This is a genomic window from Pseudomonas sp. G7(2022), assembly GCF_052660475.1.
The window spans coordinates 6,072,822-6,087,879 of record NZ_CP109659.1 but is presented as its reverse complement, the minus strand read 5'-3'; the positions used below and the strand labels follow the sequence as shown (position 1 = coordinate 6,087,879).

Below are 15,058 nucleotides of genomic sequence, written 5' to 3'. Positions count from 1 at the left end.
TTTAGCGCCTGAGCGGCAGGAGTTTTAAGCTGAATTTGTTTTTTTGACGTCAGATTTCTATCGCGCGGCGAGGGGCGACGTTCATGGCTGGCCCGCGGAAATCCCGTGGCAGGGGTTTCCGTGGGCAAAGTCGGGAGGATCAGGCGGTTTGTTGCTCTTTGAGAATCGTCAGTACGGTTTGCACGTTCTGTGCGGCATCGCGACCGAGGCTGGTCAGGTAACCGCCATCAGGCTGGTCTGTCAGTTCTTTTTCGAACAGGCGTTGTGCAGCGGCAATGTGCTTCGGGGCAGCGGTCTGATGAATTTTCAGACCTTCCTGGGAACTGTCCAGGTTGAAGAGTGCGAGGACTTCCAGTTCGGCAACCAACTCAGGGGTAAGCGACATAAGGACTCCAGACTTTCTAGGAATTGGACGACAGCGCCCCTAAGGTGAACCTGCCGGCGCGGCCTGTCCAGTACGCGTGCCAGGGTTTTTGTCCCGGGGTGGATTCCAGTGTAGTCAGAGGGCGGGAGAAGGCCGCAGAGATGGGTGACAAATTGTGTGGGAGCAGGTCTGCTCCCACAGGAGCGGCCGTTTACTGCTTTTCCGGTGGCAGTTCCGGCAGAGCGCGCAGCGCCGTTTCGTACCACTCGGTATCGAACGCGCGGTCATCGTCGAGCATCGCGTCGATTTCGTAGGCCAGCACATGGGCCATCAGGTTCAGAATGTCTTCGCGCTCGTAGCCGACCAGGGTCAGCTTGTTGAAGGTTGCCTTGGCCGCTGGCGGGTTGTCGCTTTCGATCTGGTTCTCGATCGCTTCGATCAGCGTCGATTCGGTGAACTCTTCTTCATCATTGTCGATGTCAGTCGGCTCGCTCATGGCAGGCTCCTCAAGGAAAGGCGCCAGTTTACCCGCATTCAGCGGCGTGATGCTGCTGGCACGAATCCCCGGGGCGATCTATAAACAGGCACTGCCCACCCCGCACGGCCTGGAGGCTATGTGATGTTCAAGCTCTACGGATTCTCAGTCAGCAACTACTACAACATGGTCAAACTGGCGCTGCTGGAAAAAGGCCTGCCGTTCGAAGAGGTCACGTTCTACCCGACGCCTACGCCTGAATCTCTGGCCATCAGCCCGCGCGGCAAGGTCCCGGTGCTGGGGGCCGAAGGCGGCTACATCAATGAAACGATGGTGATGCTCGAATACCTCGAAAGCAGCCAGAGGGGCGTCCCGCTGCTGCCGACGGAACCGTTCGCGCGGGCTCAGGTGCTGGCGGTGGCCAAGGAGATCGAGCTGTATATCGAGCTGCCGGCCCGTGCCTGTTACGGCGAAGCGTTTTTCGGCACGGCGCTGCCGGAGGCGATCAAGGAAAAAACCAAGGCTGAATTGCTGCTGGGCTTTGCGGCCCTGGGACGCCACGGCAAGTTCGCCCCGTATGTGGCGGGCGACCGCCTGAGCATTGCGGATTTGTACTTTCTCTACAGCGTGCCGCTGGCGGCTGCGGTGGGGCACAAACTGTTCGGTCTGGATCTGCTGGCGGACATGCCGAAGGCCAAGGCGTTGCTGGAGCGACTTGAGCAGAATCCGCATGTGCAGAAGATTGCGGCGGACAAGGAAGCAGCGATGCCGGCGTTTTTGGCGATGATCGCCGCCAAAAAGTAGAAAACCTTGAGCAAGTTCGCGGGCAAGTCGACAACTCGACTTGCCCGCGATGCTTTTAGCGGCTGGCGATCAATGCCTGACCGCGAGCAACGGCTGCCTTGACCTGTGCCGGCGCAGTCCCGCCGATGTGGTCACGGGCATTCACCGAGCCTTCCAGGGTCAGTACGGCAAACACGTCCTGCTCGATCTGGTCGCTGAACTGACGCAGTTCTTCCAGGCTCATCTCCGCCAGATCCTTGCCGGTGTCGACGCCGTACTTTACCGCGTGGCCAACGATCTCGTGGCAGTCACGGAACGGCAGGCCACGGCGTACCAGGTAGTCGGCCAGGTCAGTGGCGGTCGAGAAACCGCGCAGTGCCGCTTCACGCATGATTGCGTGTTTCGGTTTGATCGCCGGGATCATGTCGGCAAAGGCACGCAGCGAGTCGCGCAGGGTATCGGCGGCGTCGAACAGCGGTTCCTTGTCTTCCTGATTGTCCTTGTTGTAGGCCAGTGGCTGGCCTTTCATCAGGGTCAGCAGGCCCATCAGGGCGCCGAACACACGGCCGGTCTTGCCACGTACCAGCTCTGGCACGTCGGGGTTTTTCTTTTGCGGCATGATCGAGCTGCCGGTGCAGAAACGGTCCGGCAGATCGATGAACTGGAACTGCGCGCTGGTCCACAGCACCAGCTCTTCGGAGAAGCGCGACAGGTGCATCATCGCGATGCTGGCGGCCGAGCAGAATTCGATGGCGAAGTCGCGATCCGACACGTTGTCCAGCGAGTTGCCGCCGACAGCGTCGAAGCCCAACAGCTGTGCGGTGTATTCGCGGTCGATCGGGTAGGTGGTGCCGGCCAGCGCGGCGCTGCCCAGCGGCATGCGGTTGGTGCGCTTGCGGCAGTCGACCAGACGCTCGTAGTCGCGGCTGAGCATTTCGAACCAGGCCAGCATGTGGTGCCCGAAGGTCACCGGTTGCGCGGTCTGCAGGTGGGTGAAGCCCGGCATGATGCTCGCGGCTTCGCGCTCGGCCTGCTCCAGCAGGCCTTTTTGCAGGCGGGTGATCTCGGCCAGAATCAGGTCGATCTCGTCGCGCAGCCACAGGCGGATGTCGGTGGCGACCTGGTCGTTGCGGCTGCGGCCGGTGTGCAGTTTCTTGCCGGTGATGCCGATGCGGTCTGTCAGGCGTGCCTCGATGTTCATGTGCACGTCTTCGAGGTCCACGCGCCAGTCGAACTGGCCGGCCTCGATTTCGCCCTGGATGGTCTTCAGGCCATCGATGATGCTGTCGCGCTCGGCATCCGTCAGCACACCGACCTTGGCCAGCATGGTGGCGTGGGCAATCGAGCCCATGATGTCGTGGCGATACAGGCGCTGGTCGAAAGTGACGGAGGCGGTGAAGCGGGCGACGAAGGCGTCGACGGGTTCACTGAAGCGGCCGCCCCAGGACTGATTGGTCTTGTCAGTGCTCATGAATTCGCTCGTATCGGCTTGAAGAAAGAAGGCGTGAAACGCTGGCGCGGATAATAACAGGGTTGCCAATCCTGTCGCTGACACTGGTCGATACGTTTTTTTCTCATCTCTGCGTTCATAGTCACCGCCGGTTCCGGGGGATTTGCGCAAGGATATTTTCCGATTGAGCAATATCGGCCCGGCAAGCGTCTACAGTAGGACTAAGGGTCGGCGCGACTGTGGATCGTGCAAAGGTCTGGCAGCCGACTATAAGAAGAGAGGGGTGGGTGTTTTGACCATCGGCATACCCTGCGTAAAACGCAGACAGGCGCGAGCCTTGAGGGGTGCGTCCCGGGTGCCGGCAAATATTGCCGGCCGACGTACGGCACTTTTTGGCGCTCGCGCTAGTCTTAGCGTGGATCGCGGTGACGGACGTCACTCCACTTGTCTACGCTATCCTTGTGCGAGACTCACGCAGGAATCCAGCGCAATATGAATGTCCTGATCGTTGATGACGAACCACTGGCCCGCGAGCGCCTCGCCCGAATGGTGAGCGAGCTCGAGGGCTACACAGTCCTGGAGCCCAGCGCCACCAATGGCGAAGAGGCGTTGGCACTGATCGACAGCCACAAGCCGGATATCGTGCTCCTTGATATCCGCATGCCGGGCCTCGACGGCCTGCAGGTGGCTGCCCGTCTGTGCGAACGTGAAACACCGCCAGCCGTGGTGTTTTGCGCAGGTCCCGATGAATTTGCCGTGGAAGCCCTGCAGGCCAGCGCCGTGGGCTATGTGGTGAAACCCGTGCGAACCGAACATCTGCAGGAAGCCCTGAAAAGGGCCGAACGTCCGAATCGGGCTCAGCTATCGGCCCTGACTCGTCCTGCCGCGGAAAGCGGCAATGGCCCCCGCAGCCACATCAGCGCCCGAACCCGCAAGGGCATCGAGCTGATCCCGCTGGACCAGGTGGTGTATTTCATTGCCGATCACAAATACGTGACCCTGCGCCATGAAACCGGTGAAGTCCTGCTGGACGAGCCCCTCAAGGCACTGGAAGACGAGTTCGGCGAGCGCTTCGTGCGGATCCACCGCAATGCGCTGGTCGCCCGCGACCGCATCGAGCGGCTGCAACGCACCCCGCTGGGCCACTTCCAGTTGTTCCTCAAGGGCCTGAACGGTGACGCGCTGATCGTCAGCCGCCGGCATGTGGCGGGCGTGCGCAAGATGATGCAAGGGCTTTAGTCCGCTGGCGTCGGGCGGCTCGTTTTTCCATTCACCAGGCATTGCCGGCCAGGGAGGCCACGCCGTTTCTGATTCAGGTCAAAGTGGATTTGGCTGAGCTGTTATTATCCGCCGTATCTATTCAGTACGGATTGATCCATGTCCTCTCGCGAAATCCGCATCGCCACCCGCAAAAGTGCACTGGCCCTCTGGCAGGCCGAATACGTCAAAGCCCGTCTGGAAGCAGCCCACCCGGGACTGCTGGTGACGCTGGTGCCCATGGTCAGTCGCGGCGACAAGCTGCTCGATTCGCCCCTGTCGAAAATCGGCGGCAAGGGCCTGTTCGTCAAGGAGCTGGAAACCGCGCTGCTGGAAAACGAAGCCGACATTGCCGTCCATTCGATGAAAGACGTGCCGATGGATTTCCCTGAAGGCCTCGGTCTGTTCTGCATCTGCGAGCGCGAAGATCCGCGCGACGCGTTTGTCTCCAATACCTGTTCCAGCCTCGACGCGTTGCCGGCCGGCAGTATCGTCGGCACCTCCAGCCTGCGTCGCCAGGCACAGTTGCTGACCCGTCGTCCCGACCTGGAAATCCGTTTCCTGCGCGGCAACGTCAACACCCGTCTGGCCAAGCTCGATGCCGGCGAGTACGACGCGATCATCCTCGCGGCGGCCGGTCTGATTCGCCTCGGTTTCGAAGATCGCATCACCTGCGCAATCAGTGTCGACGACAGCCTGCCGGCCGGTGGCCAGGGCGCCGTCGGTATCGAATGCCGCAGCGCCGACACTGAAATCCACGCCTTGCTCGCGCCTTTGCATCACGCCGATACGGCTGACCGTGTGAGCGCCGAACGTGCCCTCAACAAACACCTGAATGGCGGCTGCCAGGTGCCGATCGCCTGCTACGCCGTGCTTGAAGGCGAGCAATTGTGGCTGCGTGGCCTGGTCGGCGAACCGAGCGGCGGCAAGCTGCTGAGTGCCGAAGCCCGGGCGCCGCGCTCTGACGCTGCAGCGCTGGGCGTGCAAGTTGCTGAAGATTTGCTCCGCCAGGGTGCCGACGACATTCTCAAGGCGGTCTACGGCGAGGCAGGTCACGAGTGACGGCCTGGCGCCTGCTGCTGACGCGCCCCGCGGACGATTGCGAGGCGCTGGCCGAGGTGCTGGCCGGGCAGGGGATTTTCAGCAGTTGCCTGCCGCTTTTGGAAATCGCGCCGCTGCCGGTCTCTGACACAATGCGCCAGACGTTTGCCGGGTTGTCGCGCTACAGCGCGGTGATCGTGGTCAGCAAGCCGGCGGCGCGCATCGCTGTGCAGATGATAGATGCCGTGCCGGCCATACCCTGGTTCAGCGTGGGTGCGGCGACGGCGCAGATTCTTCAGGATCGGGGTCTCGATGCGCATTGCCCGGACGAGGGCGATGACAGTGAAGCCTTGCTGCAATTGCCGCGTCTGCTCGACGCCGTTGCACGGCCCGGCGCACGGGTGTTGATCCTGCGCGGAGAGGGCGGTCGCGAGCTGCTGGCCGAGCGCCTGCGCGAGCTTGGTGCTAGTGTCGAGTATCTGGAAATGTATCGCCGTGACCTGCCGGACTATCCGGCGCAGGAACTGCCCCGACGGATTGCGGCGGAACGCCTGAACGGGCTGGTGGTCAGCAGTGGACAGGGTTTTGAGCACCTGCGCCAATTGGCCGGCGACACATGGCCGGTGCTGGCGCAGTTGCCGTTGTTTGTTCCAAGCCCAAGGGTCGCCGGGCAGGCACGTGCCGCCGGGGCCCAAACAGTTGTGGATTGCCGCGGCGCGAGTGCCGCGGCCTTGCTGACGGCGTTACGGGAGCATCCCGTGCCCGTTCCCTAATGCAAAGGATGGATACGTGAGCGAAACAGCCTTGCCTAAAGATGACGTCCAACCTGTGATCGACGCACCGGTTGATGCACCGCCACCGGCCACCGAACCGCGCCGAGGCAACGGATTGGCCATTGTCGCGCTGCTGCTGGGCGCCGCCGGTATAGCGGTGGGTGGCTGGGGTGTCTGGCAGGTGCGGCACCTGCAAGCCAACACTCAGGAGCAATTGAGTCAGGTGCAGGCGTTGAATGATCAGGCCCAGAACCTGAAACTCAACGAGCAACGTCTGACCGAGCGTCTCGGACAACTGCCGGGCGCTGACGAGCTCGCCGAGCGCCAGCGTCTGGTGACCCAGCTTCAAGGTGATCAGCAGCGCCTCAATCAGCGCCTGGAAACCGTCCTCGGGGCCAGCCGCAAGGACTGGCGTCTGGCAGAGGCCGAGCATCTGTTGCGTCTGGCCAGCCTGCGTCTTTCGGCCCTGCAGGACATCAGCAGCGCTCAGGCGCTGGTGCAGGGGGCCGACGAGATCCTGAAGGAACAAAATGATCCGGGTTCGTTTGCCGCGCGTGAACAAGTGGCGAAAACCCTGGTGGCGTTGCGCAGTACCGAGCAGCCCGATCGTACCGGCCTGTTCCTGAAGCTGGGCGCACTGCGCGATCAGGTCATCGGGCTCACCGAGCTGGCGCCCGAATACAAGGATCGCGGCGATTCGCTGCTGGGCCTGACCGCCGATGGCGACGGCGCCAGCCGCTGGTCGCAGTGGTGGGATCAGATCTCGCGCTACATCCGCATTGATTTCAACGCCGATAAAAACGTAAGGCCACTGCTCGCCGGGCAGAGTCTGAGCCAGGTGCGCCTGGCCCTCAGTCTTTCGCTGGAGCAGGCGCAATGGGCGGCGCTCAACGGCCAGGCCGCGGTGTATACCCAGGCGCTGACTGAAGCGCGGGATGTGCTCAAGGGCAACTTCAACCCGGACAATCCGCAGAGCAAAATCATGCTCGAGCAGGTGGCGGAGCTGAGCAAGCAACCGGTTACGGTGGTCACCCCGGATCTGGCGGGCACCCTCAGCGCGGTACAGGCCTACCTCGAGCGCCGTAACGTCAACGCTGAAGACTCGGTGAAACCCTTCGCCAAACCTGCCGCCACCGCGCAGGAGGCCACGCCATGAAGCGCCTGTATGTCATCGTGTTTCTGGTGATCGCTGCGACGGCGGCCCTCGGTCTGGCAATTGCCGAGCATTCCGGTTACGTGTTGGTGGCTTACAAAAGCTTCCGCTATGAGTCGAGCCTTTGGGCGACCCTGGCACTGGTGGCGGTGCTGTGGCTGTTGATCTGGGGCATCAAGACCTTGGTCGAACTGGTGCTGACGTCCGGTGGCGTAGTCAATCCCTGGTCGCGGCGCAATCGCAGTCGCCGCGTACAAGTGGCGATCGAACACGGTCAGCTGGATCTGGCTGAAGGTCGCTGGGCCAGTGCGCAGCGCCATCTCTACCGGGCTGCCGAGGCCGAGCGCCAGCCATTGCTGTATTACCTCGGTGCCGCCCGTGCCGCCAACGAGCAAGGCAACTACGAAGAAAGTGATCGGTTGCTGGAGCGTGCCCTTGAGCGCCAGCCACAGGCTGAACTGGCGATTGCCTTGAACCACGCGCAACTGCAAACCGACCGTGGTGATACGGATGGCGCACTGGTGACCCTGCAGGCCATGCGCGAGCGTCACCCGCACAACGTTCAGACCCTGCGTCAGTTGCAGCGCCTGCATCAACAACGTGGCGACTGGTCGGCAGTCATTCGGCTGTTGCCCGAGTTGCGCAAGGACAAAGTCCTGCCCTCCGCCGAACTGGCCGAACTGGAACGTCGCGCCTGGGGGGAGAACCTCTCGCTGGCAGCACATCGCGAGGAAGATGGCACGGTCGGTCTGCAGTCGCTCAATCGCGCCTGGCAGCAATTGACCTCGTCGCAGCGCCACGAGCCGCCTCTGGTTCTGGCCTACGCCGAGCAACTGCGCCAGTTGGGAGCCCAGGTCGAAGCTGAAGAGGTATTGCGCGGCGCCCTCAAGCGCAAGTACGACAGCCACCTTGCGCGGCTCTATGGTCTGGTGCGCGGCAGCGATCCCGCGCGTCAACTGCAAACCGCCGAAGGCTGGCTCAAGGATCATCCCGCCGACCCGAGTCTGCTGCTGACGCTCGGTCGACTGTGCCTGCAAGCCAGTCTGTGGGGCAAGGCGAGGGACTATCTGGAAAGCAGCCTGCGCACGCAGCGCAATCCGGAGGCCTGTGCGGAACTGGCGCGGTTGCTGGCTCGACTCGGCGATACCGATCGCAGTAACCAGCTGTTCCAGGAAGGGCTCGGTCTGCTGGATGAGCGTCTGCTGGCCTCGCCGTTACCGGTCCAGGCTCATGCCTGAATGGACGAGGGAGTACGCTCCCTCGCTCATGTTCTTGACTGAATAGTTACCGTCTTTTCTCTTCTTGGGCAAAGTCCTACAAGGGACTACATCCATTCCTCTCGCGCTTGTCGGGATTTCCCTACACTTCTGGTGAAGTGTCGCCAGTGGCCCGCCTTGAAAGGCCGAGGCCCTTTCCTCTACCGTAACTGCCTGTCTTTATTGTTACGGATAAGCCATGTCGGCGACCTGCTCACGCTCCCTGTTCTTTATGGTTTTCACGGCGGGAATCCTGGCGCTGGGAGCTTCCTACTACCTTGAATACACGGTCGGCCTCATGCCGTGCAGCCTGTGTCTGGTGCAGCGACTCTTTCTGAGTGTCCTTACCGCCTGCTGTGGCGTGGCGGCCGTGCATGGGCCCGGACGCTTCGGTCTGTCGCTCTACTGGTTCGGTGCGCTGTCGGCCAGCCTCGGCGGCACGATGGCGGCCTGGCGACAGGTACTGCTGCAGAGTGATTCGCTGCATCACCTGGCGCAGTGCGCGCCCGGCGCGCAAGAGTTGTTCAGCCACCTTCCCTGGCTCTGCGCATTGGGGCGGATGTTCAATGACAGCGAGGATTGCGCGCAATTGTCCTGGACGCTGTTCGATCTGAGCATTCCGGAGTGGAGTCTGCTGTTCTTCGTCGCCATGTCGATCCTGGCGGTTTATCAATTGCTGCGCCTGGCCTGGAGCGCTCTGCAACGACCGCTCAGCGGCGAACCGTCGCACCGGGCATTGGCCGGGGATTAAACACTTGTATGAACTTTCTCTCCTGCGTACCTTGAAGCCATAGGCGTGCGGGCATAATCTGGCCCGCACGTGTCATTGGATTTATGTTGCTCGGTGACACTCTGCCTGCCCGCCTCTCAAAGCAACAGCCAAAGAAAGAGGCGCAGGTGCAGGGCAGCATGACCCACAAGGGAAGAGAGATCGCCATGCTCGAAAGTTGTCAGAATGCTCAGGAACGTTGGGGTGGAGTTCATCTGCTGATCGACCGCTGGCTCCAGGAGCGTGAGGAACTGATCGCCGCTTACGACAAGCTGGGTGCCAAACCTCAGTCGCTATCCGAGGATCGAAAGCCTTTGCAGGAATTCTGCGGTGTGCTGGTCGATTACGTTTCGGCGGGGCACTTCGAGATCTACGAACAGCTGACGGGCGAGGCCAAGGCCTTCAATGACAAGCGCGGCCTGGAACTGGCCGAGACGATCTATCCGCGGATCGATGTCATCACCGAAAAACTGCTCGCGTTCAACGACCTTTGCGATGAAGGCAAATGCGTTGCGGAGAAATTCAAGGAGCTGGGCGGCCTGCTTCACGAACGCTTCGAACTGGAAGACTGCCTGATCGAAGTGCTGCACACCGCCCACAAGGAAGAGGATTCGGTTCAGGCCTGAGCCGACCCTGCAAGACACACAAACGGTGCGCCCCAAACGCACCGTTTTTTATTGGGCGATCAACTGGTCGCGCCGCGCAATTCGACTTCGAACACCAGCGGTGTGAATGGCGCGATCAAGTCGCCGGCACCGTCGGCGCCGTAAGCCTGATCCGATGGAATCACCAGGCGCCACTTCGCGCCCACCGGCATGTTTTGCAACGCGGTGCGCCATCCGGCGATCACGCTGTCGAGATTGAACCACTGCGGCTGAGTGTTCTGGTCGAACACGGTGCCGTCCGGCAGCCGTCCGATATACAGCACCTGTACTTTTCCGTCGGGGCCGGCTTTTGCGCCAGTTCCCGGGGTCAGCTCGGTCAACAGAATGCCGTCAGCCAGCTCCTTTACGCCGGGCTTGGCCTTTTCCGCCGTGAGAAAGCGCTGCTCGTTTTCCATTGCCGCATCACTTGAAGGCATGGTCGCGTGCTCGGCCGTCTGCGATTCGTGATCGGCCAGAATCTGTTCGATCCGCGCTTCGCTCAATGCCAGAGGCTTGCCTTGATAAGCCTGTTGCAAGCCTTCGATCAATGCCTGGATCTGCAGTTGCGGAACCTCCTGACGCAGCCGTTCACCGAGGCTCGCGCCGAGACTGTAGGCCAGATCATGGGCATCGTTCGCGGTGTTTTTTTCGTCGGCCTGGACCGCCGAAAAGAACATGCAGAGGGATAAAAAAAGGTAGCGCGACATGGGCACTCTCCGTCCTGAATTGCGGTGGATTATGCCAGCGCGAACGTCTGCAACGGTGAACTGCTTTTGCCAATGCGCAGAAGTTTTTCGCAAGCCTGCAACCGAGTGCTTTCGATACTGTCAACATGCCCTAGCGGCGGTAGCAGCAGAGGTCTAGTATGAGCCGCACTCACGTCAGCCAGGAGGTAAACCATGTCGGCCACCAAGAAGCCTGTAAACACTCCGTTGCATTTACTCCAACAACTCTCGGGCAGCTTGCTCGAGCATCTGGAAAACGCTTGCTCCCAAGCCTTGGCTGATGCTGAAAAACTGCTCGCCAAACTGGAAAAGCAACGCGGCAAGGCGCAAGAAAAACTGCACAAATCCCGCACCAAATTGCAGGACGCAGCAGCAGCCGGTAAAGCCAAGGCGCAGACCAAGGCCAAGGCTGCCGTGAAGGAACTCGAAGACCTGCTCGATGCGCTGAAGGAGCGTCAGTCCGATACTCGCGGCTACATTCTGCAACTCAAGCGCGATGCCCAGGAAAGCCTGAAACTGGCGCAGGGTGTCGGTCGTGTTCAAGAAGCCGTCGGCAAGGCGTTGTCCCTGCGTTCGGCCAAACCGGCAGCGGCGCCTGTGAAAAAAGCGGCCGCCAAACCTGCTGCGAAAGCCCCTGCCAAAGCCGCCGCAAAACCAGCCGCGAAGAAACCCGCTGCAGCCAGCGCTGCCAAACCGGCGGCCAAAACCACAGCGGCCAAACCAGCTGCCGCGAAGCCGGCTGCAGCAAAACCAGCCGCCAAACCTGCGGCGAAAACCGCTGCTGCGAAAGCGGCTCCGGCAAGAACCGCCGCTGCAAAACCTGCTGCCAAGCCAGCCACCAAAGTGGCCGCTAAACCGGCAGCAAAACCAGCCGTGAAAGCCGCCGCTAAACCAGCCGTCAAAACGGCTGCTGCCAAGCCTGCGGCGAAAACCGCTGCCAAACCGGTTGCTGCCAAACCTGCTGCCAAAGCTGCAGCGAAACCAGCGGCCAAGCCTGCGGTAAAAGCTGCGGCCAAACCTGCTGCAAAACCAGCGGCCAAACCGGCTGCTGCAGCGAAGCCTGCAACGACTGCCGCCAAGCCAGCGACCGCTGCCAAACCGGCCGCCAAACCAGCAGCGAAACCTGCTGCAAAACCTGCGGTGAAAAAGCCTGCCGCTGCCAAGCCAGCAGCAAAACCAGCTGCAGCGAAACCGGCCACTGCGCCTGCTGCCAAACCTGCCGCAGCGGCAACCCCGGCTCCGACCGCAGCTCCTGCATCCGCCGCCACTACCTCGACCACCGCAACCACGCCATCGTCGGCGCCGGTGTCGAGCGTCGCCAGCAACCCGTCCAGCGCTTCCTAAGCGCCGGTCGCCGCGACGCGCAGCACTTGCAGCGCGTCGCGGTTCAGGTTGGCCGCCAGGCCGGCCAGCACTTGCAGCCAGTCACTCGATTCCTTCGAATTACGCTTCCAGCCTTGCGCGGCGCCTTCCAGTCGTGACAGCAGCGCACGCTCCGCCTCAAGTTCCAATCCTTTGATCTGCTCGCGCATCCCCTCGAGCACCGGATCGGTGTCGGCCAGGGTTTTCCACTGCATGCGCAATGCGCGTAATGGCTGCACCACTTCCCGGTCCCAAGGCTCTGTCAGCTCCAGAAGCTGTCGAGCACGTACCTCGTCACAGGTTGCATCGCGTTGTTCCAGCCATAAACCGCACAGCATCAGGCACACGTTGGCCCCCGCCGATTGCAGGCGCAGGCAGGCATCCTCCACGCCGGGACGGGCGTAGACGGCAAGGGCAAAGCTCCACAGGTCAGAGGACATCGTGCTACTCGCGCCAGTTGCGGGGGAAGCTGGTAGACTCCGCCGCCATTATGATCCGACTTCAGAACCTGACTTTACAGCGTGGCCCGCAACGTCTGCTAGAAGACGCCGAGCTGACCCTGCACGCCGGCCACAAAGCCGGCCTCATCGGTGCCAACGGCGCCGGCAAATCCAGCCTGTTCGCCTTGCTCCGCGGTGAGTTGCACCCGGACTCCGGCGACTGCCTGCTGCCGGCCGACTGGCGTATCGCCCACATGCGCCAGGAGGTCGACACGCTCGAGCGCCTGGCGGTCGACTATGTGCTGGACGGCGACCTGCGTCTGCGCGAAGTACAGCGCGAGCTCGCAGCAGCCGAAGAGGCCCATGACGGCACCGCGCTGGCCCGCCTGCACGCCGAACTCGACAGCGCTGACGGCTACACCGCCGATGCGCGGGCGCGCAAGCTGCTCGCCGGTCTCGGTTTCACCAACGAGCAGATGGATCGTCAGGTAGGAGATTTCTCCGGTGGCTGGCGGATGCGTCTGAACCTTGCGCAGGCTTTGATGTGCCCATCAGACCTGCTGCTGCTCGACGAACCGACCAACCACTTGGACCTCGACGCCATCATCTGGCTCGAAGAGTGGCTGAAAAGTTACCCCGGCACCTTGCTGCTGATTTCCCACGACCGGGATTTCCTGGATGAAGTGGTCGATCACGTGGCCCACGTCGATCAGCGCAAGCTGACGCTCTACCGTGGCGGCTACACCGCGTTCGAACGCGCCCGTGCCGAACGTCTGGCCCAGCAGCAACAGGCCTACGAGAAGCAACAGGCGCAGCGTGCGCACATGGAAAGCTACATCGCCCGCTTCAAGGCCCAGGCCACCAAGGCCCGTCAGGCCCAGAGCCGGATCAAGGCCCTGGAGCGGATGGAGGAGCTGTCGGCGGCCCACGTCGATTCGCCGTTCGATTTCGTGTTCCGCGAGTCGACCAAGATCTCCAGCCCGCTGATCGACCTGTCCGATGCGCGCTTGGGTTACGGCGAGAAAACCGTGCTGGAGAAGGTCAAGCTGCAACTGACCCCCGGCGCGCGGATCGGCTTGCTCGGCCCCAACGGCGCGGGTAAGTCGACCCTGATCAAGAACCTCGCCGGCGAACTCGAACCGCTGGCCGGGCGCCTGACTCGCGGTGAGAACACCGTGGTCGGTTACTTCGCCCAGCATCAGCTCGACTCGCTGGACGCCAAGGCCAGCCCGTTGCTGCACTTGCAGCGTCTGGCGCCGACCGAGCGCGAACAGACCCTGCGCGACTTCCTCGGTGGTTTCGACTTCCGTGGCGCGCGGATCGACGAGCCGGTGCTGAATTTTTCCGGTGGCGAAAAGGCCCGTCTGGCCCTGGCGTTGATCGCCTGGGAGCGGCCGAACCTGTTGCTGCTCGACGAACCGACCAACCACCTGGATCTGGAAATGCGCCTGGCGCTGACCATGGCGTTGCAGGAGTTCAGCGGTGCGGTGCTGGTGGTTTCCCACGATCGGCATTTGCTCAAGAGCACCACCGACAACTTCTTCCTGGTCGCGGACGGCAAGGTCGAGGAGTTCGATGGCGACCTCGAAGACTACGCCCGTTGGCTGGTCGAATACCGCCAGCGCAACGCCCCGGTCAGCAACACGCCGGTCAACCCGGACAAGACCGACAAGAAGGCCCAGCGTCAGGCCGCCGCTGCATTGCGTCAGCAACTGGCGCCGCACAAGCGTGAGGCCGACAAGCTCGAAGCCGAGTTGGGCAAGCTGCACGAGAAACTGGCCAAGGTCGATGCCAGCCTCGGCGACAGCGACATCTACGAGCCGGCGCGCAAGAACGAATTGCGCGACCTGCTGGCCGAACAGGCCAAGCTGAAAGTCCGCGAAGGCGAGCTTGAAGAAGCGTGGATGGAAGCCCTGGAAACGCTGGAAAGCATGCAGGCGGAGCTGGAGGCGTTGTCCTGATGGAAGCCTTCAAACTTCCATTGCCGGCGATGTGGGTCGAGCCGATCTGGCTCGGCGTGCAGATTCTGCTGATCCTGCTGGCCGGTTACTTCACCCAGCGTGTCGTCGCCCGATTCCTGACTCGCCTGGGCGAGAAGTACCCCTTCCCTCCGCAGCTGCTGATGCCGCTGCGCGGTGGCCTGCGCTGGCTGATCATGGGCAGCGCGTTGATCTTCGTGCTGGAACGCCTCGGGGTGTCGGCCACGGTGCTGTGGACCGCGCTGTCGGGCTTCGTCGCGGTGGCGGCGGTGGCGTTCTTCGCCATGTGGAGTGTGCTGTCGAACCTGCTCTGCGCGATTCTGATCTTCACCGTCGGCCCGTTTCGTCTGGGCGATGTGGTGGAGCTGGTGGACACCACCGACAAGCCCGGCGTCAAAGGCCGGGTGGTGGCGATCAATCTGCTCTACACCACGCTGATCGAAGCCGAAGAACTCGGCACCGGCAGCGCCATGGTGCAGGTACCCAACAGCCTGTTCTTCCAGCGTTCGGTGCGACGCTGGCGCGGTACGGATGTCTTCCCTTCCAGCGGTTTCGAAAAGTGATCGGCCGCCGGCCACGTTGGTCGG

Annotated in this window: 16 protein-coding genes and 1 pseudogene; 12 read left to right on the top strand and 5 right to left on the bottom strand. The window is 62.2% G+C overall.

What is annotated here, in order from left to right; translation table 11 throughout:
- Window positions 1-139 precede the first annotated feature (139 nt).
- Window positions 140-385: a TIGR02647 family protein gene (locus NE357_RS27980; protein WP_007951883.1), complete on the bottom strand. Its 246-nt coding sequence runs from the start codon at window positions 383-385 to the stop codon at window positions 140-142.
- Between the two features lie 190 nt (window positions 386-575).
- Window positions 576-860 carry a hypothetical protein gene (locus tag NE357_RS27975; RefSeq protein ID WP_085689966.1) on the bottom strand — a complete coding sequence of 95 codons (285 nt, stop codon included), beginning with the start codon at window positions 858-860 and terminating at the stop codon, window positions 576-578.
- A 123-nt stretch (window positions 861-983) separates the two neighbouring features.
- On the opposite strand from NE357_RS27975, the gene NE357_RS27970 reads away from it, so the two are divergent.
- Window positions 984-1,643 (top strand): glutathione S-transferase family protein, encoded by a 660-nt coding sequence (locus NE357_RS27970; RefSeq protein ID WP_169432427.1) that lies wholly within the window; start codon window positions 984-986, stop codon window positions 1,641-1,643.
- A gap of 55 nt (window positions 1,644-1,698) precedes the next feature.
- Here NE357_RS27970 and argH read toward each other — a convergent pair whose 3' ends face one another.
- Window positions 1,699-3,093: an argininosuccinate lyase gene (gene argH, locus NE357_RS27965; protein ID WP_103368168.1), complete on the bottom strand. Its 1,395-nt coding sequence runs from the start codon at window positions 3,091-3,093 to the stop codon at window positions 1,699-1,701.
- A gap of 343 nt (window positions 3,094-3,436) precedes the next feature.
- Here argH and NE357_RS27960 point away from each other — a divergent pair.
- From NE357_RS27960 to rsd, 8 genes and pseudogenes are all read left to right on the top strand, one after another.
- Window positions 3,437-3,568, top strand: a pseudogene (locus NE357_RS27960) (sensor histidine kinase); the annotation flags it as partial.
- Window positions 3,565-4,311: a LytR/AlgR family response regulator transcription factor gene (locus NE357_RS27955; protein ID WP_169432426.1), complete on the top strand. Its 747-nt coding sequence runs from the start codon at window positions 3,565-3,567 to the stop codon at window positions 4,309-4,311. The pseudogene NE357_RS27960 and the gene NE357_RS27955, both read left to right, overlap by 4 nt.
- A 138-nt stretch (window positions 4,312-4,449) precedes the next feature.
- Window positions 4,450-5,391, top strand: a complete 942-nt coding sequence (gene hemC / locus NE357_RS27950) for a hydroxymethylbilane synthase (RefSeq protein WP_169432425.1) — start codon at window positions 4,450-4,452, stop codon at window positions 5,389-5,391.
- The gene (locus NE357_RS27945; protein ID WP_169432424.1) at window positions 5,388-6,143 is read left to right on the top strand and encodes a uroporphyrinogen-III synthase; all 756 of its coding nucleotides are present in this window, start codon (window positions 5,388-5,390) and stop codon (window positions 6,141-6,143) included. Before hemC ends, NE357_RS27945 begins: the two co-directional genes overlap by 4 nt.
- A 16-nt stretch (window positions 6,144-6,159) precedes the next feature.
- Window positions 6,160-7,299: a uroporphyrinogen-III C-methyltransferase gene (locus tag NE357_RS27940; RefSeq protein WP_169432423.1), complete on the top strand. Its 1,140-nt coding sequence runs from the start codon at window positions 6,160-6,162 to the stop codon at window positions 7,297-7,299.
- Entirely contained in the window at window positions 7,296-8,534 is a 1,239-nt protein-coding gene (locus NE357_RS27935; RefSeq protein ID WP_169432422.1) for a heme biosynthesis protein HemY, read from the top strand. Before NE357_RS27940 ends, NE357_RS27935 begins: the two co-directional genes overlap by 4 nt.
- 217 nt (window positions 8,535-8,751) lie before the next feature.
- A complete protein-coding gene (locus NE357_RS27930; protein WP_169432421.1) occupies window positions 8,752-9,303 on the top strand; it encodes a disulfide bond formation protein B in 552 nt (183 codons plus the stop codon).
- Between the two features lie 185 nt (window positions 9,304-9,488).
- A complete protein-coding gene (gene rsd, locus NE357_RS27925) occupies window positions 9,489-9,947 on the top strand; it encodes a sigma D regulator (protein ID WP_169432719.1) in 459 nt (152 codons plus the stop codon).
- Window positions 9,948-10,006: 59 nt separating this feature from the next.
- Here rsd and NE357_RS27920 read toward each other — a convergent pair whose 3' ends face one another.
- A complete protein-coding gene (locus NE357_RS27920) occupies window positions 10,007-10,672 on the bottom strand; it encodes an FKBP-type peptidyl-prolyl cis-trans isomerase (protein WP_169432420.1) in 666 nt (221 codons plus the stop codon).
- Between the two features lie 192 nt (window positions 10,673-10,864).
- Here NE357_RS27920 and NE357_RS27915 point away from each other — a divergent pair, with 192 nt between their 5' ends.
- On the top strand, window positions 10,865-12,034 hold the full coding sequence (locus NE357_RS27915; RefSeq protein ID WP_169432419.1) for an AlgP family protein: 1,170 nt from the start codon (window positions 10,865-10,867) through the stop codon (window positions 12,032-12,034).
- On the opposite strand, the gene NE357_RS27910 is transcribed toward NE357_RS27915, so the two are convergent.
- The gene (locus tag NE357_RS27910) at window positions 12,031-12,492 is read right to left on the bottom strand and encodes a TIGR02444 family protein (RefSeq protein WP_169432418.1); all 462 of its coding nucleotides are present in this window, start codon (window positions 12,490-12,492) and stop codon (window positions 12,031-12,033) included. The two genes, NE357_RS27915 and NE357_RS27910, sit on opposite strands and share 4 nt — an antisense overlap.
- Window positions 12,493-12,542: 50 nt before the next feature.
- On the opposite strand from NE357_RS27910, the gene NE357_RS27905 reads away from it, so the two are divergent.
- On the top strand, window positions 12,543-14,453 hold the full coding sequence (locus tag NE357_RS27905) for an ATP-binding cassette domain-containing protein (protein ID WP_102685848.1): 1,911 nt from the start codon (window positions 12,543-12,545) through the stop codon (window positions 14,451-14,453).
- On the top strand, window positions 14,453-15,034 hold the full coding sequence (locus NE357_RS27900) for a mechanosensitive ion channel family protein (protein ID WP_169432417.1): 582 nt from the start codon (window positions 14,453-14,455) through the stop codon (window positions 15,032-15,034). Before NE357_RS27905 ends, NE357_RS27900 begins: the two co-directional genes overlap by 1 nt.
- Window positions 15,035-15,058 lie beyond the last annotated feature (24 nt).